We start from the raw sequence: 21,386 nt of genomic DNA on the forward strand, positions 1-21,386 counted from the left end.
GCGAAGTTGCGGTGCGGATCGCGCTTCGATCGAGGCGATACCCCAAGCAAGCATGCCCAGGGCCGACACTAGCGCGAGCGCTATTCCGGCCACCAGCCACCGCATGCGGCGGCCGCGCTTACCCGATGGATCGTGAAACACTTGATTATGCATGCGCCTGTCCCGCCCGCTGCTGGATCGGGACGCGCTATTAGTGTTCGACAGCCTGCTGCCAGCTTAGACCATGTCTTGGCAAAGGGCCCTGTGCGACGGGAAGGTTCGATTAAGTATGATCGGGATTTTGGCGTAACCATGTTGCGATCGTTGAATGCTATATTCCTGATCGTCTCCGAACTGGGCGACAGAGTTGCCTAGTGGATTGATTTTGACATTTGAGCACGCCCTATCCGATAGGGTACCAAATGTCAGAATCGAACCACTAGAGCGGTTTTCGATCAGATTGCATCGGATCGACCGCTGTAGATCTTTTTTTTAACGCATTTTCTGAGAGCCCGTTTGAAAATTCGCGAAATGCGAATTTTGCGGCACCAGCCCACGCCCCCACCCGACCACCCATTGCCAGTGTCCTGCGGGTGGTCGGGTGGGGGCGTGGGCTGGTGCCGTAATCAAAATGCCTGAAAAGGCATTTTTCAAACGGTCTCTGAACCGTAAGGTGATTCCACCTGACTGGAAAATGCTCTAAAATCGCCTTAGCTAGAATCATTTTCTGGGCGCTACCGCCCCCGACCCTTGTCGACCACTCAGCCGCCAATTTCCGCTCCTCAGGAGCGGACGGTCTGCTCATCGTTGCCGCTTACGAAAGCGGGGCCGGTCGGCGCTGTGTAGCAGGATACAATTCGCGGCGACTTACCCGTAGCAGAAGGGTTCTGGCTTTCCGCCTAAACGGGGAGCCAGAAAATCTTAGATTTCGGTGCCCTTCGCCAAAACCAAGGCGTCTTCACGGCATCGCCTGCCCCGCAAGCCATGCCGTGAGCCCTGGCCAAGATCAGCTGAAATAGCGCGCCACCAGCATTTTGGACGCGTGCCGCGCCAACGCCTGTGTCGGAGCGTTGGTGTTGCCGCTGATGATCCGAGGCATGATCGAGGCATCAATGACGTGAAGCGCCTCGATCCCTCGCACCTTGAGCGAGGCATCAACGACAGCCGTCGGATCGTCCTTGCGCCCCATTTTGCAAGTCCCCACAGGGTGCCACATGGTGGTCGCCACCTGTTTGACGAAGGCACCGAGTTCCTCATCGGTCTGGACCTTGGCCCCGGGAACGAACTCCTCCTCAATCACGTCTGCCAGGGAGCGCTGCTCCATCACCTTGCGCACCGACTTGACCGCCGCGATGCCCACCTTCAGATCGTAGGGATCGCCGATGAAATTGGGATCGATCAGCGGCATCGAAGTAGGATCGGCGTCGGCCAGTTTCACCGTGCCGCGGCTGCGAGGCTGCAAGACGACGGTTGCAAAGGTTACCCCTGATCGCGAGCCCGAAGGATTGAGCCCGTCCTGCGAAATGATCGGCTCATGATAACACTGCACCGTGGGCTCTTCACTCTGCAGATCGTCCGGATCCCAGTAGGAAACGGTTTCAATGCCGTTGCCCGCGGCGGGCCCATCCTTCGCCGTCAGGTAGCGCACCCCCGAGACGAGCATGCCCAGACCCTGCGCAGCAGCCTGATAGCCCATCTTGCCCTTGACGAAGGCAGCGATCGGAATGATCGGGTGATCGTGCAGGTTCTCCCCGACCCCGGCGAGATCCTCGATTACCGGGATTCCGAAAGACTCCAGCTGCGCGCGCGGGCCAATACCCGAGTGCATCAAGATCTTGGGGCTCTGGACCGCACCGGCAGAAAGGATGACGAGATCCGCGTAGATACGCTCCTCCTGCGTGCCATGCAAAACGCAAACGCCTACGGCCTTGCGATTATCGATCAGGATTTTCGTGACCGTGCGGGAGGTTAACAGGGTAACTCGACCACTATCGACCCGTGGATGCAAGTAGGCAACCGCGGCGCTCGCGCGTTTGCCGTTGTCAGTGTTCGACTGGACCGGAGAGACACCGGCCTGGCTTTGACCGTTATAGTCGGGGTTGTAGGAAAGGCCGAATTCCTGGAAGGCCTTCATGCACCGCTGATTGAGCTCGTTGATGCGCCCTGGCAATTCGACCGAAAGCGGCCCGTCGATGCCGTGGTATTCGTTGTGGAAGGTGTCGTTGCGTTCCTGCTCGATATAGGTGGCCCGCATGGTCTCCCACGACCAGTCGCCTTCCTCGCCCACGGCCTCCTGCCAGGCGTCGAAGTCCTGCTTCTGCCCGCGCACATAGCACATCGCATTGACCGAGGTGCCGCCGCCCACGACTTTGCCCATACGAAACCGTCGGCGCTGGCCGTTCACGACCACCGTCTCATAGGGCCAGACCGCCTTGTCCTTGGCGAGCAACTTGGAATAGCCCGCCGGAATATGGATCATAGGGTTGCGATCCAGGGGGCCCGCTTCAAGGACGGCTATCGATTTGTCCGTATGTTCGGAGAGATAGTCCGCAACGACACAACCGGCGGCGCCGCTTCCGACTATGAGAACGTCAAAATGCTTGCCAGACATACACTATTCCTTTTTTTATTATGATCGTAGCCGACTTCAGAACGGGTAAGCCGGCGCCTCTCCCTTGATCGTGACCCACTGCCACTCCGTGAATTCCTCCCAGTTGGCCGGCCCGCCCACAGCACTGCCATTGCCCGAGGCGCCTACCCCGCCAAACGGATTGACGACATCGTCGTTCACCGTCTGATCGTTGATGTGGAGCAGGCCCGTCCGGAGTTGCTCTCCCATGGCCATGGCCCGCGACACATTGCGCGACTGGATTGCAGCCGAAAGGCCATATTCGGTCTGATTGGCCAACCTTATGGCCTCCGCATCGTCGGCGAAGGTCGTGACGACGGCGACGGGGCCGAATATTTCCTCGCGAAAAGCGCTCATCTCGGGCGTGACGTTCGCCAGAACCGTTGGCGTGTAGAACAGCCGGTCGGCCTTGCCGCCCGTGATCAGCGTGGCACCAGCATCGATGCTTTCCTTCACCACTTTGGCCACATGATCGGCCTGACGCTGGTTGATCAGCGGACCGATCGCAATGCCTTCAACGCTCGGGTCGCCGATTGGCAGCGCCGCAGCCTTCTCGCCAAGCGCCTTTACGAAATCGGCCGCGATGGCCTCATGGACGAGCACTCGCCCGGCCGACATGCAGATCTGGCCCTGATGGAGAAAGACACCCCAGGTGACATTGCGCAAAGCAAGGTCGATGTCGGCATCGTCGAGCACGATGATGGAATTCTTGCCGCCAAGTTCAAGACTGACCTTCTTGAGATGTCGACTGGCGTTCTGGCCCACCATACGGCCCGCACCGGTCGAGCCGGTAAACTGGATCATACCGATTTCGGAATCACTGCACAAAGCCTCGCCAGCTTCGCTGCCGCCCGGCAGGACGTGAAGAACGTCAGCTGGCAGGCCCGCCAGTTCGAACAGCCGCGCGATCACCAGCCCGCCGCAGATCGCGGTGCGCGGATCGGGCTTAAGGATCACCGCATTGCCGACCGCGAGGGCCGGAGCGACGGCGCGCACGGCAAGGTAAAGCGGGAAGTTGAAGGGCGCGATGATGCCCACCACGCCGAGCGGGCGGCGACGGGCGAGGCTGACCCGACCGGGCGTCGTCGGCAGGACAAGCCCCTGCGCCTGGTGTGGCATTGCCGCAGCCAACTGGATGGCTTTCAGCGTCACCTGCAACTCGAAGGCGGCCTTGGCGCGGGCCGACCCGCTTTCGCGCACGATCCAGGCAATGATGTCGTCGGCGAACTGCTGGCCAATGGCGAGCGCCTTGAGGAAGATCGCGGCCCGCTCATCCGCAGACATGGCCGCCCAACCACGCTGTGCACTACGGGCCGCCTTCGCGGCACCCGCAACGGTATCCGCGTTGGCAAGGGCAATCGTTCCCAATTCGGTCCCGGTGGCCGGCTCGATGGCTTTAGTCAGATCCTCGCCAGCCACCCATCCGTTGCCGTAGAACATACCAGAAAGATACTTATCGGGGATGAGACTGCCTGCCGGTAATACGCGGGACTGCTCCATGACCTTCTCCATCTTAGAAGCGCCGGTGCAGCGATGGACTGGCCGGCTTGTGATTTTCCAGCTCGAGGTAGGTTTGCAATCCGTCAACGCAAAGACCATGTTGGTTTGGCCTTCATACCAGAATGGTATAATTCCATCTCCGCAGCCGCGAGCCCTTCCATGATCGATACACGACGTTTGCGCTATTTCGTCGCTGTCGCGAGTGAAGGCAGCTTTACGCGAGCGTCCGAAAAACTGAACATCGCCCAGCCCCCGCTGAGCCGGCGGATCCAGGAAATCGAGGAAGAACTCGGCACTTTGCTGATCGAGCGCTCATCGCGCCCCCTGACGCTCACCCCCGCCGGGCACTTGTTCTACACCCACGCGTTGCAGGTTCTCGAACGCCAGGATCGCATGGAACAGGCCATGCAACGCTTCGTCACAGCCGAACGGCCGCGCTTCACACTCGGGCTCGTGCCATCCGAATTCTACGTTCGCCTGCCGCAGATCGTACGGCGCTTCCGCACGCACGATCCCGATACGGAACTGGTCCTGACCGAAATGAACAGTCTCGAACAGGTCGAGGCCCTCAAGGACAGCCGAATCGATGCGGGGCTTGGGCGCGTTCGGATCGAGGATCCCGCACTCCAGCGCGAAGTCCTGCGCGAGGAGCGTCTCCTGGCAGCCCTTCCGCCAGGGTCAGGCCCCGCGAACGAACCGGTTGATCTGGCCGAACTGGCACGTATTCCGCTCATCCTCTATCCACGCCAGCCCCGACCGAGCCATGCCGACCTGGTACTGTCGATCTTTCGCGACCGCGGGCTGGAACCGAGCGAGATCGTCGAGGTCCGCGAATTGGAAACCGCGCTCATCATGGTTTCGGCGGGAGCCGGGGCCTGCCTCATCCCGGCAACCTCGCAATGGCTGGCACATCCCGAAGTCATCTGCCGCCCGGTGCGTCCAAAGGCCGTTAGCCCGATCGTGCTGTTGCACCGTAAGAACGATAGCTCGCAGCCCCTAGCGACCCTCATGCGCACCTTCGCATCGCTCTACGCTGAATGGGGTTACCCGCTCCCGCCACGCTTGTCTCAAGCGCTGGACTAAGGCCACGGCCGCGAAAGTGGTTGGATCGATGCCGCGGGGGGCGTCGCTCGTTTCTACGATCTGAGAATTGGGCAACGCCGTCGGCTCCATGCCGAGCGTAAGTTGCGCCTTGATCGCATTTCGCCAATCCCGAGCCTCACGAAGTGTCACGTGGGGATACACACCGCCGGAGAGAAATTTCGGCTTCTTGCCAGTTCGGCAAGCCAGGCCCCATGATTTTCGGCCTGTGGGATGGACGACGATAAAGAGGCCGCCGCCATCCGACTTCTTATAGGCTTTGGCGTCTGGCTTAAGGGCTTTCAGGGCTACATCAGTCAACATCCCAATGTCTCCTCGCGCCTTCCAATCGTGTTGGTTGGCTGTTGGTTCAAAATTGGTTGAAGCGGATTTCAACCAACAAACTGACAACAACGGGCATGGGCTGCAAGTCCAGTCCCTGGGACGCAGTGGGATGGAAAATCGTTATTTTACAGCTGGGTGGGCTTTCGACTTAGTCCGATTTGGGAGCCAACGAGGCCTCTTCGGAAATCGAAATGGTCGGGGAGACAGGATTCGAACCTGCGACATCCTGCTCCCAAAGCAGGCGCGCTACCGGACTGCGCCACTCCCCGACCGATCGGGTCCGATGATCTGCACGGCGGCGGGGCCGCTACAAGCAGGGATGGTGGGCCCGGCAGGATTCGAACCCGCGACCTAGCCGTTATGAGCGGCCAGCTCTAACCGCTGAGCTACAGGCCCCAACCGTGCCACCCGGCGGCATCGGGACCGTCGGGCGAGAGCCGCGTTAGCTTGGCTCGCGCAGGGAGGCAAGCGCTGCGATGCGATTTGGCTGGTGATGCCGGTTTTGCCCGGCCTATCGCGGCGGTTTCGGCCAGGTTTTGGTAGCGCCCGGGCCCGTCCGTCAGGGCAGGACGACCCCGTTCATGATCTGCGACACGCTCGTGGGGCGCACGCCGCGTGCGGTGAGGTGCTCGAACAGCGCGCGCCACCAGTCGTAAAGCGCATCGAGATCGTCCTCGTCGCGTACATAGGGGGTGTGTCCGGGCGCCAGCGACGGGCTGTGGAAGGAAAAGACGAGCACCGGCAGGCCATCGTCGAGCGCGACTTCGACGCCGCGAATCGCCTCCTCGCACGTGATCCCTTCGGGCGTGAGCGCAATGCGTTCGAGCAGTTTGAGCCGCGCCAGGATCCCGCGCAGGCGCGGCGTGCGCCACAGCCGCGGGTAGATCGAATCGCCCAGCCGCCGCAGCGGGCCCCAATAGATCGTGGTGAGCGGCAATTCGAGCAGCTGGCATGCACCGCCCGACCAGTACGGGGTGAGCGGATGGTCGCGGTAGTTGGGCCCTCCCTCGGCGCTGTAATCGAACCGGGCGCGGACCGAACTGTCGATCGCGATACCGCATTCCTGGAGGATCGCGGCGGTGTGCGGACCCAGGCCATAGCGCCCGGCGCGGTAGATCAGCGGGGCAACGCTGAAAACCGTCTCGATCCGCTCCTTGAGCCGTAGCAGCTTGGCGCGTTCGAGTTCGATCGGCAGATTGCCCGCGAAACTGTTGAAGGCGGTGACGTCCTCGTCGAATGGAGGGCTGACCCAGGGGTGCAACTGGATGCCGACTTCAGCACGGTTCTGGCGCACCGCCTCGCCGATGGCCTGTGCGACCAAGGGCGAATTGGCGACGGGCCAGTCGACCAGATAGACTGGTACGATGCCGAAGCCCTCGCAGAATTCCTGAAACTTGCGCAGCGCCGGGACGGTCAGCACGGTGTGCCCCTCGCGGTCGAGCGGGGCGTCCCAGTCAAACTCTTCCTCGGTATCGACGGTGATCAGGAAGCGCTGGCCGAAATCGGCGTGAAAAAGCGCCCGGTCCTCGTCCGATGGCGGGTCCAGAAGATTGGGCGCTGGCACGTTCGGGGTGTCCTGTCCTTGGTCGAGTGCTGCGCCATCCGCCCTGGCCGCGATCGTCTAGGAACGATGACTTTGCCTTGCGCTGGCTGCCGTGTCGCGCGGCGGCCGCGACAAGGGTAGCGTAAGCGTGAGCCGATTAGCAATGCGTTCGAGACCTCCGCCCGCGGCCGCCGCTTCGGCCGCGGCGAGACGCAGGGTGAAGCCCACGCCGAAAACGCCGGCGGTGAGCGCCTGGTTGCGAAGATTGGTGCCGATCGAGAACAATTCTTCGTCCGCGCGTTCGGCCAGCATGTGCGGCAGGGCAAGTTCGAGCACGGCGCTGGCGCCGGTATCGTGCCAGTCGAGCGCGAGCCGTTCGTCGCTGGCGGAGGCTCCGGCCAGCGCGGCGAGCAGGCGCCAGACGAGGCGCTCGGTTTCGTCATGGTCGAGCGCGAGGGGGAGGTCTGCGGTGTCGAGACCGGGCGCGGGGATGAAGCCGCTGCGGCGCGGCGCGGTCCAGCCGCTCAGGCGCTCCATTGTGCGGCAGGTGACCTGGGCCAGGTTGCTGGCGCCTGGCTCGAGAGTGAGCGCGCCGGTTTCCAGCTTGACCAGCCGATCGAGTTCTTCGAACCCGGCGAGGATATGCGCGCAATCGCCCGCGATCGAGGCCGCCAGCGCGCGGTATTCGTGCGGCGCGGGACCGTAAAGCTGTTGCTGGATGATCTCTGCGGCGACCTGGATCGCGTTGGCCGGGGTACGCAGTTCGTGGAGGACCTGGCGCATGCGGTCAGCCTCGGCATTGAGGCTGGCCGCCGTTGCCGCGCGCGGCATTGGCGCGGGGCGACGCAGGCGGCCGCAGTAGCCGGTGAACTGTCCGGTGGTCCGCTCGAAACAGGCGGCGGCATCGACCTGCCATTCGCCGCTCACCGCACTGGTCCCGACGAGAGCGATTCGGCCAGCGCGGATCGGCAGGCGCGCGCGCAGCGCCGCAGCGATGGCATCGCTCTCGATCTCGTGCGCGGGCAGGCTGAAGCCGGTGAGGGCGGGCGCGTGCGCGCCGTCGGCCCAGGTCACGCGGCCTTCGGCATCGGTCGCGAAATCGAACACGGAGGGGCCGCGCTGCGTATCGGGCAGCGCATCGCCGAGCGGCAGGCGCGGCGAATCGTTGGCCGGTTCGGGCATCGCCGGCTTCTGGCGGGTCCGGCGGAATTCCTCGATCCGGCGCACGATGGCGCCGATACCCGGATCGCTGCGGTGCACGGGCGCGAAGCCCTCTGGCGCGGGCGTGATCGTGCCCGAAGCGCGCAGCCGTGCCCATTCACGCAGCGACGTCGGCACCGCCGGAGCAAAAGGTGCGGCGGGCGGCTCTCCTACAGGCGGCGGCGGCGCAGGGGGCGGCGCACGGCGCGCGGGTGCGGCAGTGTGCGAGGCGGGCGGTGCGGCTGGCGTGCTGGTCGAGACCGTTCCTGAGACCGTGCTTGAGACTGGGCCCGCAGCGGCGCGCAGCGGGGCAAGGCCCAGTTCGCTCGCCGGGGGCATCGCTTCGCCCAGCAGGCTGGTGAGCACCAGTTCCTCGACTTCTGCGGCGTTGGACGGGGCTGCGTTGCAGGACGCACGGCGCGCGCGCAGCGCCTCGGCCGGTTCGCGCCTGTCCTGAGAAGGGGCTGATGGGGCGACTGACGCGGCCGCTGATGCGGCGGGGGGCGCGGGCGTCGGGCTCGCCATCCCGGCGTCGGGATCGGCGCTGTCTGGCGCGGGCGGCAGGATGGCCGGGGGAAGCGCGCGGTCCTGGATGCCGAGCCGATCGAGCAGATCGTTCACGCGCGGGGGAAGGTCACGCCGGTGGCGCAGGATACCGCGCGCGTGGACCGGCAGGCGCGGGATCAGGGCAAGCCATTGCGATTCGGCAAGGCGCGTTTTGGCCAGCGCCGTGCTGGCCACTCTGGCATCGGTCTCGGCCAGGTGCAGCAACAGGCGCGGATTGGTCAACCGAACGAGCGACTGGCGAATCAGGTCGGCCTGGACGCTCGGGCGAATCGCCGTGCCGAGCTCTTCGAGGCGGGCATAGCCCTGCTCGCAGAGCGGGCTGACATGATCGGCCGGAGCCTGGGCGAGAATGTCGACGAGCTGCCTGAACTGGATGCGCGCCAGCGTTCCGCTCGCGGCGGAATGGCGCAAAACCGTGGAAAGGCGATCGTCGAAATGCATTCAGGTTCCGAATGGGCTCCTACACTCAGGATTGCGTAAGAAAGGTAAACAGCCTCGCACAATCGGCACTATCGCATTTTGCGCCAAGGCTTTTCCTAGCAAACCACCCGTTTCGGGAAAGGGGATGCGTTGAAAGCGTTGCAAAGCGGGACGATTACGCTAAAGGACAACATTATTTCATTGCGGCGCCGTTTTGCTTGCGTTTTGCGTTATGCGTGGAACCGGAAACGATGCGCTGGGGGTGTTTGCGGGATTTGAACATGATCAATCTGGATGAAATCGATCGGCGCCTGCTGGCCGAGCTTCAGGACGAGGGCCGAATTACCAACGTGGAGCTCGCGCAGCGCGTGGGTTTGACGGCGCCGCCGTGCCTGCGCCGCGTGCGCAGTCTCGAAGAGGCGGGCATCATCCAAGGCTACCACGCCGACCTCGATCCGTCGAAGCTGGGCTTCACGATTACCGTCTTCGCGCTGGTCAGCCTCAAGAGCCAGGCCGAAGAGGCGCTGCGGGCGTTCGAGGACCACATGAAGGGCCTTCCCGAAGTGCGCGAATGCCACATGCTCAACGGCGAGATCGACTTCATTCTCAAGATCGTCAGCCGCGATCTGCAGAGCTTCCAGGAATTCCTGACCAGCAAGCTGACGCCTGCGCCCAACGTGGACAGCGTCAAGACCTCGCTGACGATTCGCACGTCCAAGAACATTCCGGGCGTTCCGCTCGAAGGCTGATTCGCACGCCATGGCGATGTCCCGAAAGAGCCGGCGGGCGGTGCTCGCCGGTGTCGCGCTGGTGCTGCTAGCGGGCAATCTGTGGTGGTTCACCCGTCCTGCGCCCGTGTCCGCGCCGATCTTCGAACTCGGCGCGGACACGGGCCGTGCGACAGTGAGCGCGCAGCGTGTGCCCGAACTGCCCCGCTTCGACGCGGCGCGGGGTGATTGGCGCGTGTCGGACCGGCCGATTGGCTCCATTGCCGCGCGAATCGAACGTTTCACGCCCGCAGGGGCGGGGGTGCGCGACGGCTTTGTCACCGTTGCGCTGGAGCGCGGGGCTTCGGCCGAAGACATGCGTCGCATGCTGCTCTCGTTGCTCGACACGGGAATTTGCGCCGTGGGCGTGGTCCAGGACGGCGAGCCGGCCGCGGCGGACGGGAGCCATGCGGTTCCCGTCCAGCGCATCGTTTCGGTTCGCGGCCAAGATGGCGCGCGCGTTTTGTGTGTGCCGCGCGATCAGAGCGCGGCGGCGGCGTCGAGCGCCAGCAGGTAGCTGTTCGCGCCGAACCCGGCGATGGTCCCCTTGGCGGCCTGGCCGACCCAGCTCACATGCCGGAAGGATTCGCGCGTGTGCGGGTTGGAGAGGTGGACCTCGATGACCGGCGCGCGGATCGAGCGGATCGCGTCGAGCAACGCGATCGAGGTGTGGGTGTAGGCACCGGCGTTGAGCAGCACCGCGTGCGCGCCCTTGTCCTCGGCCTCGTGCAGCCAGTCGACGAGTTGGCCTTCGTGGTTCGACTGGCGTATCTCGATGGTGCAGCCGTGCGTCTCCGCGCGCTCGATCAGGCTGGCGCCGATGTCCTCGAGCGTCTGCGAGCCGTAGATCCCGGGTTCGCGCTTGCCGAGCCGGTTGAGGTTCGGGCCGTTGAGAACATAGATTAGCTTCGGGATCATCGTTTTGGGCATCCTTGCCAGTTGCGTTTCGGTGGCCGTTGCCGTTCCGGGCAGCGGGACGTGTTCATAGGCGCGGGCTCGTGCTGTGCGCAATCGGGCTTCGCGACGAAGGCGCGCTGGGGTCGGACGCGACGAAGGCGTGCCGGGACGGATGGGAGGCGTGCGACGGGGCGCTGCTGCGCCGGATCGCGCCGGGCGGGCGGCGCGATCAGGGCTGCGGCGCTGGGGTGGGCGAATCGATGATGCTTGCGCCGTCGATCGTGGTGGAGGCGACGGGTTGGCCGTCCGGTGTGGCGGCGTCGGCTTCCTGATCGGCCTCTTGCTGGGGCGGCATCGCGCTCTCCGACTGCGGATCGCCACCGGCGTAGAAGCGCGCCAGTTCGGCCTGGCGGGCTTCTTCGCGTGCCTGGGTTCGCTTGCGTTCGTTGTCCTGGTTGATCGCCGCCTGTTCCGCAGCGGCCGCGCGTGCCCGGATGCGCGCGCGCTCGGTCGGATCGTCGCGATCCGGTCCGCAGGCGCACAGCAGGACGAGCGCAGCGAGCGGCATGAGCGGGCGGGCGCTGGAGCGGGGCAGGCGAGGGCTCCTGGTCAAGGGCGTCAACGCGCGGCAAAAGGCGCGTGTTCGCCGTCCTGCGCGACAAGCCGCGTTCGGGCACCATTCTAAGGGCAAAGCCTTAGCGCTTGGTTACGAGCCTGCGCAGGTGCGCTTGAAGGGAATATCTGTCTGGAAAAACGCGACACCCCAGCGCCATCGGGCGCAAGGGCCCTCTTGGAGGGTGGTGCTGGCTCTCTATAGTTGAGCCTTCAGAGGTGTGCGGAAGAAATTGGTCGGGACGAGAGGATTCGAACCTCCGACCCCCACACCCCCAGTGTGATGCGCTACCAGGCTGCGCTACGTCCCGACCGGAGGGCGCCCTATAGGCAGGACTTTTTTGTAGCGCAAGCCACAATCTGCATCGCGGACAAGGTTTGTTTCCGCAGCCTGCCCAAAGCCTTGCGGCGCAAGGCCGTGGCGGGCCTTGGAAAGGGACGGGGGCGGCCCTATTTTCACGCCGGGGCGGGGCGATGGCGGGCTGGTTCGTTGCCTATTGCGCGCTTTGTTGCTAACCGCCCGCATCCGGTAAAGCCCGTGAGGGCATTTCCCCGCGAGCGCGCGAGAAACGGGCATGAGACGTCCGAATCGCTGTGCGCCCAGCTCGCAGGGGAAGACAAAGAAGGTTTTTTGCGTTCCATGAACAGCTCGATTCTCAACCAGCTTGCCGCCGCTTCGGCGGGTGCGCCCCCCGCCTGGATGCAGTACCTGCCCTTCGTGGCGATGGCCGCGATCTTCTGGTTCCTGATCCTGCGTCCGCAGATGAAGCAGCAGAAGGAGCACAAGACCAAGCTCGCGGCGATCAAGCGCGGCGACGAAGTGCTGACCGGCGGCGGCTTCGTGGGCAAAGTCGTCAAGGTGGACGAGCACTACGTCGAGGTCGAACTGGCCAAGGGCATGATCGTCAAGGCGGTCAAGTCGACCATCAGCGATGTCATCCCGCCCGCTGGCCACAAGCCCGCCAACGATTGATCGAAGGCTGCGCGCGCGGCGTCAAGGCCGGGCGCGCAGAGCCGATCGTGCCGGGCCGGTTCCTTTGCCAGGGCCTGATACCCTTTCGGAGTAAAGCACAAGCCAATGCTTGATTTTCCCATTTGGAAGAAGATCTGGTTCTGGGGGATCGCGCTGGTCTGCGCCGCCCTGGCGCTGCCTTCGCTGTTTTCGCTCGCGGGCCTGCCCTGGCCGCAGGCGCTGCCCAATTCGCAGGTCAACCTCGGCCTCGATCTTGCCGGCGGCAGCCACATCCTGCTCGAAGCGAGCAAGGACCAGGTCGCCAAGCAGCGCATCGAGAACATGGAGGAAAGCGTGCGGGCCCGGTTCCGCAGCGCCGACACCAAGATCGCCATCGGCGACATCTCGCGCTCGAACGGCCGCCTGAGCTTCACCTTGCGCGACGCCTCGCAGGTCGATGCCGCGCGCGAAGAAATCCTGCCGCTGACCAACGGCGCGGGGCTGACCGGTCAGCGTGACTGGGACATCCGCGTCGAGGACGGCAACCGCTTCGTGCTCACGCCGACCCAGGAAGGGCTCGACCAGGCGGTGTCCGACGCGATGGACTCCGCGGTCGAGGTCGTGCGCAAGCGCATCGACGCGCTCGGCACGCGCGAGCCCACGATCATCCGTCAGGGTGAGAACCGCATCGTCGTTCAGGTCCCGGGTCTCGACGATCCGCAGGCGCTCAAGAACCTGATCGGCCAGACCGCCAAGCTCGAATTCAAGCTCGTCGACGAGACTGCCGCGCCCAACGACGTGGCCAAGGGCATTGCCCCTCCGGGGGACGAGATCCTGCCCTACGCCGACCCGGCGAGCGCGCCCGGCGGCGTGAGCGCGATCGCGGTCAAGCGTCTGGGCGGTATCAAGGGCGACCAGTTGACCAACGCCAAGCAGGGCTTCGAGCAGCAGAACAACCGCCCGGTCGTCAACATCACCTTCAACCAGCAGGGCGGCGCCAAGTTCGCCGAACTGACCCAGCAGAACGTCAACAAGCGTTTCGCGATCATCCTTGACGGCAAGGTGCTTTCGGCGCCGAGCATCAACGAGCCGATCCTGGGCGGCAGCGCGCAGATTTCGGGTAGCTTCACCGTCCAGTCGGCAACCCAGCTGGCCATCGCGTTGCGTTCGGGCGCGCTTCCGGTCGATCTCACCGTGGTTGAGGAGCGCACCGTCGGTCCCGATCTTGGCGCGGATTCGATCAAGAAGGGCCTGATCGCGATGGGCATCGGCTCGCTGCTGGTCGTGCTGCTGATGATCGGATGCTATGGCCGCTTTGGCGTCTATGCGACGATCGCGCTGATCATCAACGTGCTGATGATCCTGGGCATCATGGCCCAGATCGGCACCACGCTGACCCTGCCGGGCATCGCTGGCTTCGTGCTCACCATCGGTGCGGCGGTTGACGCCAACGTGCTGATCTACGAGCGTATCCGTGAGGAGCGCAAGCGTGGGCGGCGTGTGGTGACGGCGGTCGAGAACGGCTACAAGGAAGCCAGCCGCGCGATCTATGACGCGAACATCACCAACTTCATCGCCGGTGCGCTGCTCTTCGCGTTCGGCTCGGGTCCGGTGCGCGGCTTCGCGGTCGTGCTGATCATCGGCCTGTTCACCAGCGTCTTCACCGGCGTATCGATGACGCGCATGTGGGTGGCCGGCTGGCTGCGCACCAAGCGTCCTTCCGACCTGAACATCTGAAGGCAGACCCCATGCGCCTCATCAAACTCGTACCCGATAACACCAACATCCACTTCCTGCGCTGGCGGGTGCCGTTCTACATCATGAGCTGCATCCTGATCGCGGCGAGCTGGGGGCTGGTCCTGACGCGGGGCCTGAACTACGGCGTGGACTTCGCCGGCGGTCAGGAAATCCAGGCGACCTTCACCAAGCACACCGAGGCTCCGGTCGAGGGCCTGCGCAAGATCGTGGGTGACCTGGGCTATGGCGATCCGGTGATCCAGCGCTTTGGCGCTGCGAACGACGTGTCGATCCGCTCCAAGCTGCCCGCCTCGGCCGAAGGCAACGCGGGCGCGGCGGACACGATTTCCAAGCAGATCACCGCCGCAATCACCAAGGCCTACCCCGATGTGCGCATCGACGGGGTGAGCACGGTATCGGGCAAGGTCTCGGGTGAATTCCGCACCACCGCGCTTTATTCGCTCGGCCTCGCGATGCTCGCGATCTCGATCTACATCTGGGTCCGGTTCGAATGGCAGTTCGGTATCGGCGCGCTCTTCGCGCTGTTCCACGACGTGTCGCTCACGCTGGGCATGTTCGCGCTGTTCCAGCTCGAATTCTCGCTCCAGATCATCGCGGCGATCCTGGCGATCATCGGTTATTCGCTCAACGATACCATCGTCGTCTACGACCGTATCCGCGAGGACCTGAAGAAGTTCCGCAAGATGCCGCTGCCCGAACTGCTCGACATGTCGGTCAACGAGACGCTGGCGCGCACGGTGATGACCTCGGCGACGCTGCTCGTCGCGCTCATCCCGCTGCTGTTCTTCGGACCCGAGAGCCTGTTCGGCCTCGTCGCCGCGATCACGCTGGGTATCTTCATCGGCACTTACAGCTCGATCTACATGGCCGCGCCGATCCTGATCTGGCTGGGCGTTTCGGGTGAAAGCTTCGTGCCCACCGAATCGGCGATCGACCGTCAGGAGCGCCTCGCGCGCGAACGTGCGGCCAAGCCTTGAGGTAAAAGGAAAAGCGAGGAGTTCGAGGGCCGTGGCCCTCGGACTCCCTGAATGGCCCAGGACACCGTCCTCGCGCGACGGAGCAGGCGAAACGTGCGCTCGACAGTCTGGGGTCAAGGGGTGTTAACCCCTTGAATCTTCGCTTTTTGAAAAGGCCGCCTGCAAGCGGCCCTTTTTTTAGGCCCCGGTAAACACCGGCCGACCTTCGAGCACGTCGCTCCAGAAGTGGACGAGGTTTTCCGCGTTCTCGCCCCAGCTGTAGTCCTTGACCAGCGCGGCCACTTCGGCCTGCGCGGGGGGATGGTCGAGGATCGAGCGGATCGCTTCGGCGATGGCGTCGGCGCTGCGCGGGGCGATGCGCCCGGCGGTATCGCTGCGCACCACTTCGCGCGCGCCGCCGATGTCGGGGACGACGATCGGCGTGCCCGAGGCGAGCGCCTCGATCCACACGTTGGCGAGCCCCTCGCTGGCCGAGGGCAGGACCATCACGTCGGCCGCGCAAAGCAGCGTGGGCAGGATGTCGTGGCTGACCTGGCCGAGGAAGTGTACCCGGTCGGCCACGCCCAGGATCTGCGCTTCGGCCTTGAGGCGGGCTTCGTCTTCCCCGGCGCCCGCGAGCGCGAGGCGCGCGTCGGGCAGGTGGATGAGCGCCTGGAGGACGAGTTGCTGGCCCTTGCGCGCGATCAGCGCGCCGGGGGTGACGATGAGTGGTCCCTTGCTCCAGATCTCGAGCCCCGGCATCGCCGAGACGAGCGTGCGCGCCGCGCTGCGTTCGATCGGGTGAAAGCGTTCGCGGTCGAGCCCGGTGTAATGCACGCCGATGCGCTCCTCGGGCATGCCGAGCGCGATCATGTCCTCGCGCAGCGCGCGGCTGACCGCGAGCAGGGCGGCGGCTTGCTGCGCGGCCTGTTGCATCTGTTCGAGCGCGCTCGACCGGCGGCCCCAGAAGTGGATGTCCGCGCCGCGCGACTTGATCGTCAGCGGCAGGCCGAGTTCGCGCGCGAGGATCGCGGCGGCAGGTCCGTCGGGAAAGAAGAACTGCGCATCGACCAGATCGAACGGGCGTTCTTCGTGCAGTCTGCGCACCAGCGGCAGCACGGCCCTGGCGATACGTCCCGGATTGCTGTCGCCGCCGATGCGGGGAATGGTCAGGAACTTGGGATAGTGGGCGCGGATGCCCACCGCATCGCTCGTCTCGGGCACTTGCGCCAGCTGCCGGTAGGGCTCGCGGCGCGAGAGCGGCCAGGGCGGAATGCCGATCGGGCTGACGATCGTCAGATCGACATCGCCGCGCGCGGCGACCGCGCGCATCTGGTTGCCGACAAAGATCCCGAAGGACGGCTTGACCGGGTTGGGAAAGAGCGTGGCGATGGAAAGGATGCGCATGGGGCCTGCTTGTATCGGGGGGCGCGGCCTGCGGGAACCGCTATTCGCGCGCGCCTTGCGATCAACCCTCGACCTGCTCGGCCAGTTCCAGCCAGCGTTCCTCGGCCGCTTCCTTTTCGCCGCGTGCGGTTTCGATCGCCTTGCTCAGCGCGGCGAAGCGCGCCGGGTCCCTGGTGTAGAGCGCGGGGTCGGCGAGCGCGGCCTCGTCGCGTGCGATCGCGGCTTCGAGCTCCTCGATCCGGCCGGGCAGCCGGTCGTAGTCGCGCTGGTCCTTGTAGGACAGCTTGGTGCTCTTGGGCTTGGGCGGGGGAGGGGGCGCGGCGTCCTCGCTGCGCGCCTTGGCCTTGCCCGCGCTGGTGCGCTGGCGGCGCTTGGCCTCCCAGTCGGCATAGCCACCCGCAATCACGTCGATATGACCCGATCCGTCCAGCCCCAGCGTCAGGTTGACGGTGCGGTCGAGGAAGTCGCGGTCGTGGCTGACGATGAGCACGGTGCCCTCGTAGTCCGAAATCACTTCCTGCAGGAGATCGAGCGTTTCAAGGTCGAGGTCGTTGGTCGGCTCGTCGAGCACGAGGAGGTTCGAGGGCCGGGCGAACTCGCGCGCCATCAACAGGCGCGACTGTTCGCCGCCCGACAGCGTGCCGACCTTGGCGTCGATCAGCGAGGGATCGAACAGGAAGTCCTTGAGATAGCCCTGGACGTGCTTGCGCACGCCGCGCACGTCGACCCAGTCGCTGCCCTCCGCGATGACGTCGCGCAGCTGCATTTCGGGCTTGAGGAAGCTGCGCTGCTGGTCGAGCACGATCGAGGTCATCGTCTGCGCCTGCGTGACGGTGCCTTCGTCGGGCTGGATCTCGCCGGTCAACAGCTTGAGCAGGGTCGACTTGCCCGAGCCGTTGGCGCCCACGATGCCGATCCGGTCGCCGCGCTGGATGCGCAAGGAGAAGTCCTTGATGACGGTGCGTTCCTTGTCGCCCGTGCCAAACCGCTTGGTGACGTGTTCGGCGACGATCACCGATTTGGTCTTGGCCCCGTCGCCGGTGACCGCGAGCTTGGCGGTGCCGGGGGCGGCCATCATTTCGGCCCGCTGGGCGCGCAGTTCCCACAAGGCGGCAAGGCGGCCCTGGTTGCGCTTGCGCCGCGCGGTGACACCGCGCGCGAGCCAGTGGTTCTCGATCTTGAGCTTCGCGTCGAGCCGTTCGGCGGCGCGCGTCTCTTCCTTCTGGACTTCCTCTTCCCACGCCTCGAACCCGCCGAAGCCCACTTCCTTGCGGCGCAGCGCGCCCCGATCGAGCCACAAGGTGGCCTTGGTCAGGCGGGTGAGGAAGGTGCGGTCGTGGCTGATCACGACGAAGGCGCCGTTGTAGCGCTGGAGCCAGGATTCGAGCCATTCGATCGCGGCAAGGTCGAGGTGGTTGGTCGGTTCGTCGAGCAGCAGCAGGTCGGGCTCGCTGGCCAGCGCGCGGCACAGCGCGGCGCGGCGGCGTTCGCCGCCCGAGGCGCTTTTGGCTTCGCGCGAGAGGTCGATGCCAAGCTGGTCGGCGATCGCTTCGACTTCGTGGACCTCGGGGCCGTCCTCGCCGTGGATGGCGAAGTCGAGCAGGGTATCGTAGCCCGTGAAGAAGGGGTCCTGTTCAAGCGTGACGACGCGCGTGCCGGGCTGGACCGAGCGCTTGCCCCGGTCGCCCTCGACCTGGCCGGCGATCAGGCGCAGCAGGGTGGACTTGCCCGCGCCGTTGCGCCCGATCAGGGCCAGCCGGTCGCGCGGGGCGATGGTGATGTCGAGGTTTTCGAAGAGCCAGCCAGTGCCCTGGACGAGGCCCAGGCCCTCCCAGCTCAAAATCGGTGCGGTTGCCATAACGCACGCGCCCTACAGTGGGGCATGGGGGGCTGGCAAGCGGGACGGTGGGGCCGGGCGCGGTTGGCGGTGCGGCAACGATCCGTGGCGGGCGGATCGCGGCGTGCGGCGCTGTGTTGTCTTGTTGCCACAGGTTGAAGCCTGCTGCCACCTTCGTGCCACATTCAGGGCTTGTTCAATCCTTCGCGGTTAGGCACCCAGACCGTGATGAAAGAGATTTTCCATTCCCCGCGGGCGAACCTGGCGATCGCTCTAGCCCTGACGATCGGTTCGTTAAGCGTCCTGCCTGCCAGCGCGCAGGCGCAGAACGGCGAACAGGGACAGGTGCGCAAGGAGCGCAAGGCCGGCAACATCCTCTCGAGCCGCGAAATCGAGAAGATCGTGCTGCCGCGCATGGGCGCGATGCAGTATCTGGGGCCGGAATATATCCCGGCGGCCATGGCCTACCGCCTCAAGTTCATCGACAACGGGCGGGTCCACTTTGTCGACGTCGATGCGCGCACCGGCCGGATCATCGGCGAATCGCGCTGAGCGCTGCGGCTGAGCACCGGGGCTGCGCCAGGGTTGCCATCGTGACGCCTGCGGTCCCCGCCGTATCCTCGGCGGGAACCGCAGGCGCCTTCCATCGCTTGACCCTCAGCGGCTTTGAGCCCATTTCGAACGGGACCCATAGGGAGAACCTGAATTGCGCATCCTGATCGTCGAGGATGAACCTACACTCGGCAACCAGCTCAAATCCACGCTGGAGCAGAACGGCTATGCCGTCGATCTTTCGGTCGATGGAGAGGATGGCCACTTTCTTGGTTCCACGGAAGACTACGACGCGGTGATCCTCGACCTCGGCCTGCCCGAGATCGACGGGCTGACCGTGCTGGGCATGTGGCGCAAGGAAGGGCGTTCGATGCCCGTGCTGGTGCTGACCGCGCGCGATTCCTGGTCGGACAAGGTGGCCGGGCTCGATGCGGGCGCGGATGACTATCTCGCCAAGCCCTTCCAGACCGAGGAACTGATCGCCCGTCTGCGCGCGCTGATCCGCCGCGCTTCGGGCAACACCTCGAGCGAACTGACGGCCGGGCCGGTGCGTCTCGACACCCGTTCGGGCCGCGTCACGCTGGCCGGAGAGCCGGTCAAGCTGACCGCGCAGGAATACAAGCTGCTGTCCTACCTCATGCACCACAAGGGCAAGGTGGTCAGCCGCACCGAGCTGATCGAACATATCTACGATCAGGATTTTGACCGCGATTCCAACACGATCGAGGTCTTTGTCACGCGCATCCGCAAGAAGCTGGGTGCCGATGTCATCACGACGATCCGCGGCCTTGGCTACAGTCTCGACGACCCCGCAGAGCCGAACCGCGCCTGAGGGCGCGGCGCGCGAGCCCGAAACGGCCGGCATCACGCCCGTGAAGCCGGTCAACACCGGCTCGCTGGCGCGGCGCATGATGCTGATCGCGGCCGGGTGGATCCTGGTCCTGCTGCTGGGCGGTGGTCTGGCGCTCAACAGCGCGCTGACCGGGCTGGTCACGCGCAATTTCGACGAACAGCTCAGCTATATGCTGCTGGGTATGATCGGTTCGGCCGAGATCGGCCCGGACGGCGAGATCTACTTCAACCGTCCGCCCGCCGACCAGCGCTTCCTTGAGCCCAACTCGGGCCTCTACTGGCAGGTGCGGGCCAAGGGGCATGAGGATTTCTCCTCGCGCTCGCTGTGGGACCAGAGTCTCAACGTTCCGGCCGATCACTACGACGCGCAACCCCACGTCTACGATTCCAAGCAGTTCGCGGGTGAACCGCTGCGGGTGATGGAGCGTTCGATCATCCTGCCGGGCAGTTCCACCAAGTGGATGTTCACGGTCGCCGCCAGCCGTACCGAGCTTGACGACCAGATCAAGAGCTTCCGCTCGATCCTGATCTACAGCTTCGCCGTGCTGGGCGTGGGGCTGTTGTTCATGGCGGGCCTGCAGACCTGGTACGGGTTGTTTCCGCTGCGCCACGTGCGCCGCGCGATCAAGAAGCTGCGAACCACGGGCGTGGCGCGCGTGGCCGATCCGCTGCCGCTCGAAGTGGCGCCGCTGGTTGAGGAGCTCAACGCGCTGCTTGCCCATACCGAAAAGCAGGCGGAAGAGGCGCGCACCCACGCGGGCAACCTTGCCCACGCGCTCAAGACGCCGCTCACCGTGGTGACCAACGCGGCGACCGCGCAGGCGCCCGATCTCGACAAGACGGTGATTCGCGAAGTCGCCAACATGCGCCGCCACGTCGATCACCATCTGGCGCGCGCGCGCGCGGTCGGGCGGCGCGCGGCGGGCATGTCGCGCAGCGACGTCTGGCCGAGCCTGGAGGCGGTGTTCCGTGCGGTTGAACGTCTCTACGAGACGACCCGCTTCGATCTCGACGGCGATCGCACCGCGACCGTGGCGCTCGAAAAGCAGGACCTGGAGGAATTGCTTGGCAATCTCATCGAGAACGCGGCCAAGTACGGCGGGGGCAGCGTGTTCGTCACCGTCGATCCCTTGCCGGAGGGCAACCGTGACCCGGCGCTGTGCGAGATCTGGATCGAGGATGACGGCATGGGCATTCCCGAGGCCGAGCGCACGCGCATCTTCGATCGTGGTGCACGGCTCGATACCGGCAAGCCGGGCACGGGGCTTGGCCTGGCGATCGTGCGCGACGTGGTGGAAATATACGGCGGCTCGGTTGCGCTGGCCGAAAGCGAGGATCTGGGCGGTTTGCTGGTCAAGCTGCGGTTGCCGCGCGCGGCGGTCTAGGATACCCCGTCGCCCGACCCGGTCCCGCGCCTGTTCGGCGGGGGAAAGATGGTCCGCTCGCGGTTGCCGCAGCGCCCGGAGCGGCTAAGGCGGGCCTTAGAGCATTTTCCAGTCAGGTGGATTTACCTGACGATTCAGAAAATGCGTC

The 21,386-nt window shown here is 65.0% G+C and carries 18 protein-coding genes and 3 tRNA genes; 9 read left to right on the forward strand and 12 right to left on the reverse strand.

Going from position 1 to position 21,386, the window contains the following annotated elements; translation table 11 throughout:
• Positions 1 to 985 precede the first annotated feature (985 nt).
• Both MTR62_RS07225 and MTR62_RS07230 read right to left on the reverse strand, forming a co-directional pair.
• The gene (locus MTR62_RS07225; RefSeq protein ID WP_244018461.1) at positions 986 to 2,590 is read right to left on the reverse strand and encodes a GMC family oxidoreductase; all 1,605 of its coding nucleotides are present in this window, start codon (positions 2,588 to 2,590) and stop codon (positions 986 to 988) included.
• A gap of 36 nt (positions 2,591 to 2,626) precedes the next feature.
• Complete coding sequence (locus MTR62_RS07230; protein WP_244018463.1) at positions 2,627 to 4,108, reverse strand: benzaldehyde dehydrogenase; 1,482 nt, start codon at positions 4,106 to 4,108, stop codon at positions 2,627 to 2,629.
• 159 nt (positions 4,109 to 4,267) lie between these two features.
• On the opposite strand from MTR62_RS07230, the gene MTR62_RS07235 reads away from it, so the two are divergent.
• Entirely contained in the window at positions 4,268 to 5,191 is a 924-nt protein-coding gene (locus tag MTR62_RS07235) for a LysR family transcriptional regulator (RefSeq protein ID WP_244018465.1), read from the forward strand.
• Here MTR62_RS07235 and MTR62_RS21585 read toward each other — a convergent pair.
• The 5 genes from MTR62_RS21585 to MTR62_RS07255 all read right to left on the reverse strand — a co-directional run bounded on the left by MTR62_RS21585 (position 5,105) and on the right by MTR62_RS07255 (position 9,284).
• Positions 5,105 to 5,512 (reverse strand): Arm DNA-binding domain-containing protein, encoded by a 408-nt coding sequence (locus MTR62_RS21585; protein WP_407672632.1) that lies wholly within the window; start codon positions 5,510 to 5,512, stop codon positions 5,105 to 5,107. The two genes, MTR62_RS07235 and MTR62_RS21585, sit on opposite strands and share 87 nt — an antisense overlap.
• A 213-nt stretch (positions 5,513 to 5,725) precedes the next feature.
• Positions 5,726 to 5,802, reverse strand: a tRNA-Pro gene (locus tag MTR62_RS07240).
• 51 nt (positions 5,803 to 5,853) lie between these two features.
• Positions 5,854 to 5,929 (reverse strand) — tRNA-Ile (locus MTR62_RS07245).
• 163 nt (positions 5,930 to 6,092) lie between these two features.
• Positions 6,093 to 7,097, reverse strand: coding sequence for a polysaccharide deacetylase family protein (locus MTR62_RS07250; RefSeq protein ID WP_244018467.1), 1,005 nt, complete (start codon positions 7,095 to 7,097; stop codon positions 6,093 to 6,095).
• Positions 7,098 to 7,154: 57 nt separating this feature from the next.
• Positions 7,155 to 9,284: a histidine kinase gene (locus MTR62_RS07255; protein WP_244018469.1), complete on the reverse strand. Its 2,130-nt coding sequence runs from the start codon at positions 9,282 to 9,284 to the stop codon at positions 7,155 to 7,157.
• A 260-nt stretch (positions 9,285 to 9,544) separates the two neighbouring features.
• Here MTR62_RS07255 and MTR62_RS07260 point away from each other — a divergent pair, with 260 nt between their 5' ends.
• Both MTR62_RS07260 and MTR62_RS07265 read left to right on the forward strand, forming a co-directional pair.
• Positions 9,545 to 10,012 (forward strand): Lrp/AsnC family transcriptional regulator, encoded by a 468-nt coding sequence (locus tag MTR62_RS07260; RefSeq protein ID WP_244018471.1) that lies wholly within the window; start codon positions 9,545 to 9,547, stop codon positions 10,010 to 10,012.
• Positions 10,013 to 10,022: 10 nt separating this feature from the next.
• On the forward strand, positions 10,023 to 10,547 hold the full coding sequence (locus MTR62_RS07265) for a hypothetical protein (protein ID WP_244018473.1): 525 nt from the start codon (positions 10,023 to 10,025) through the stop codon (positions 10,545 to 10,547).
• Here MTR62_RS07265 and aroQ read toward each other — a convergent pair.
• The 3 genes from aroQ to MTR62_RS07280 all read right to left on the reverse strand — a co-directional run bounded on the left by aroQ (position 10,511) and on the right by MTR62_RS07280 (position 11,850).
• Positions 10,511 to 10,948, reverse strand: coding sequence for a type II 3-dehydroquinate dehydratase (aroQ, locus tag MTR62_RS07270; protein WP_244018475.1), 438 nt, complete (start codon positions 10,946 to 10,948; stop codon positions 10,511 to 10,513). The two genes, MTR62_RS07265 and aroQ, sit on opposite strands and share 37 nt — an antisense overlap.
• Positions 10,949 to 11,156: 208 nt before the next feature.
• Positions 11,157 to 11,495, reverse strand: a complete 339-nt coding sequence (locus tag MTR62_RS07275) for a hypothetical protein (RefSeq protein WP_244018477.1) — start codon at positions 11,493 to 11,495, stop codon at positions 11,157 to 11,159.
• Positions 11,496 to 11,773: 278 nt separating this feature from the next.
• Positions 11,774 to 11,850, reverse strand: a tRNA-Pro gene (locus MTR62_RS07280).
• A gap of 329 nt (positions 11,851 to 12,179) precedes the next feature.
• On the opposite strand from MTR62_RS07280, the gene yajC reads away from it, so the two are divergent.
• The 3 genes from yajC (at position 12,180) to secF (ending at position 15,226) form a co-directional block, all read left to right on the forward strand.
• The gene (gene yajC / locus MTR62_RS07285) at positions 12,180 to 12,512 is read left to right on the forward strand and encodes a preprotein translocase subunit YajC (protein WP_244018479.1); all 333 of its coding nucleotides are present in this window, start codon (positions 12,180 to 12,182) and stop codon (positions 12,510 to 12,512) included.
• A gap of 105 nt (positions 12,513 to 12,617) precedes the next feature.
• Positions 12,618 to 14,228, forward strand: a complete 1,611-nt coding sequence (gene secD / locus MTR62_RS07290) for a protein translocase subunit SecD (protein ID WP_244018481.1) — start codon at positions 12,618 to 12,620, stop codon at positions 14,226 to 14,228.
• An 11-nt stretch (positions 14,229 to 14,239) separates the two neighbouring features.
• Complete coding sequence (secF, locus tag MTR62_RS07295; RefSeq protein WP_244018483.1) at positions 14,240 to 15,226, forward strand: protein translocase subunit SecF; 987 nt, start codon at positions 14,240 to 14,242, stop codon at positions 15,224 to 15,226.
• A gap of 177 nt (positions 15,227 to 15,403) precedes the next feature.
• On the opposite strand, the gene MTR62_RS07300 is transcribed toward secF, so the two are convergent.
• The gene (locus tag MTR62_RS07300; protein ID WP_244018485.1) at positions 15,404 to 16,612 is read right to left on the reverse strand and encodes a glycosyltransferase; all 1,209 of its coding nucleotides are present in this window, start codon (positions 16,610 to 16,612) and stop codon (positions 15,404 to 15,406) included.
• 61 nt (positions 16,613 to 16,673) lie between these two features.
• Entirely contained in the window at positions 16,674 to 18,470 is a 1,797-nt protein-coding gene (locus MTR62_RS07305) for an ABC-F family ATP-binding cassette domain-containing protein (RefSeq protein ID WP_244018487.1), read from the reverse strand.
• 207 nt (positions 18,471 to 18,677) lie between these two features.
• Between MTR62_RS07305 and MTR62_RS07310 the strand changes: the two genes are divergently transcribed.
• The 3 genes from MTR62_RS07310 to MTR62_RS07320 all read left to right on the forward strand — a co-directional run bounded on the left by MTR62_RS07310 (position 18,678) and on the right by MTR62_RS07320 (position 21,238).
• Positions 18,678 to 19,001 (forward strand): PepSY domain-containing protein, encoded by a 324-nt coding sequence (locus MTR62_RS07310; protein WP_244018505.1) that lies wholly within the window; start codon positions 18,678 to 18,680, stop codon positions 18,999 to 19,001.
• Between the two features lie 154 nt (positions 19,002 to 19,155).
• Positions 19,156 to 19,833, forward strand: a complete 678-nt coding sequence (locus MTR62_RS07315; protein ID WP_244018490.1) for a response regulator transcription factor — start codon at positions 19,156 to 19,158, stop codon at positions 19,831 to 19,833.
• The gene (locus tag MTR62_RS07320; RefSeq protein ID WP_456152707.1) at positions 19,766 to 21,238 is read left to right on the forward strand and encodes a sensor histidine kinase; all 1,473 of its coding nucleotides are present in this window, start codon (positions 19,766 to 19,768) and stop codon (positions 21,236 to 21,238) included. The genes MTR62_RS07315 and MTR62_RS07320 overlap by 68 nt, the downstream gene beginning before the upstream one ends.
• Positions 21,239 to 21,386: the final 148 nt, after the last annotated feature.

Origin of the sequence: Novosphingobium organovorum (assembly GCF_022832435.1) — a bacterium.
In the GTDB taxonomy this organism is placed as follows: Bacteria; Pseudomonadota; Alphaproteobacteria; order Sphingomonadales; family Sphingomonadaceae; genus Novosphingobium; species Novosphingobium organovorum.

Bases quoted from the DNA above. Each gene is read 5' to 3' on its own strand.
- MTR62_RS07225 (WP_244018461.1), bottom strand. From the start codon at position 2,590: ATGTCTGGCAAGCATTTTGACGTTCTCATAGTCGGAAGCGGCGCCGCC.
- MTR62_RS07230 (WP_244018463.1), bottom strand. From the start codon at position 4,108: ATGGAGCAGTCCCGCGTATTACCGGCAGGCAGTCTCATCCCCGATAAG.
- MTR62_RS07235 (WP_244018465.1), top strand. From the start codon at position 4,268: ATGATCGATACACGACGTTTGCGCTATTTCGTCGCTGTCGCGAGTGAA.
- MTR62_RS21585 (WP_407672632.1), bottom strand. From the start codon at position 5,512: ATGTTGACTGATGTAGCCCTGAAAGCCCTTAAGCCAGACGCCAAAGCC.
- MTR62_RS07255 (WP_244018469.1), bottom strand. From the start codon at position 9,284: ATGCATTTCGACGATCGCCTTTCCACGGTTTTGCGCCATTCCGCCGCG.
- MTR62_RS07260 (WP_244018471.1), top strand. From the start codon at position 9,545: ATGATCAATCTGGATGAAATCGATCGGCGCCTGCTGGCCGAGCTTCAG.
- MTR62_RS07265 (WP_244018473.1), top strand. From the start codon at position 10,023: ATGGCGATGTCCCGAAAGAGCCGGCGGGCGGTGCTCGCCGGTGTCGCG.
- aroQ (WP_244018475.1), bottom strand. From the start codon at position 10,948: ATGATCCCGAAGCTAATCTATGTTCTCAACGGCCCGAACCTCAACCGG.
- MTR62_RS07275 (WP_244018477.1), bottom strand. From the start codon at position 11,495: ATGCCGCTCGCTGCGCTCGTCCTGCTGTGCGCCTGCGGACCGGATCGC.
- yajC (WP_244018479.1), top strand. From the start codon at position 12,180: ATGAACAGCTCGATTCTCAACCAGCTTGCCGCCGCTTCGGCGGGTGCG.
- secD (WP_244018481.1), top strand. From the start codon at position 12,618: ATGCTTGATTTTCCCATTTGGAAGAAGATCTGGTTCTGGGGGATCGCG.
- secF (WP_244018483.1), top strand. From the start codon at position 14,240: ATGCGCCTCATCAAACTCGTACCCGATAACACCAACATCCACTTCCTG.
- MTR62_RS07300 (WP_244018485.1), bottom strand. From the start codon at position 16,612: ATGCGCATCCTTTCCATCGCCACGCTCTTTCCCAACCCGGTCAAGCCG.
- MTR62_RS07305 (WP_244018487.1), bottom strand. From the start codon at position 18,470: ATGGCAACCGCACCGATTTTGAGCTGGGAGGGCCTGGGCCTCGTCCAG.
- MTR62_RS07310 (WP_244018505.1), top strand. From the start codon at position 18,678: ATGAAAGAGATTTTCCATTCCCCGCGGGCGAACCTGGCGATCGCTCTA.
- MTR62_RS07320 (WP_456152707.1), top strand. From the start codon at position 19,766: ATGTCATCACGACGATCCGCGGCCTTGGCTACAGTCTCGACGACCCCG.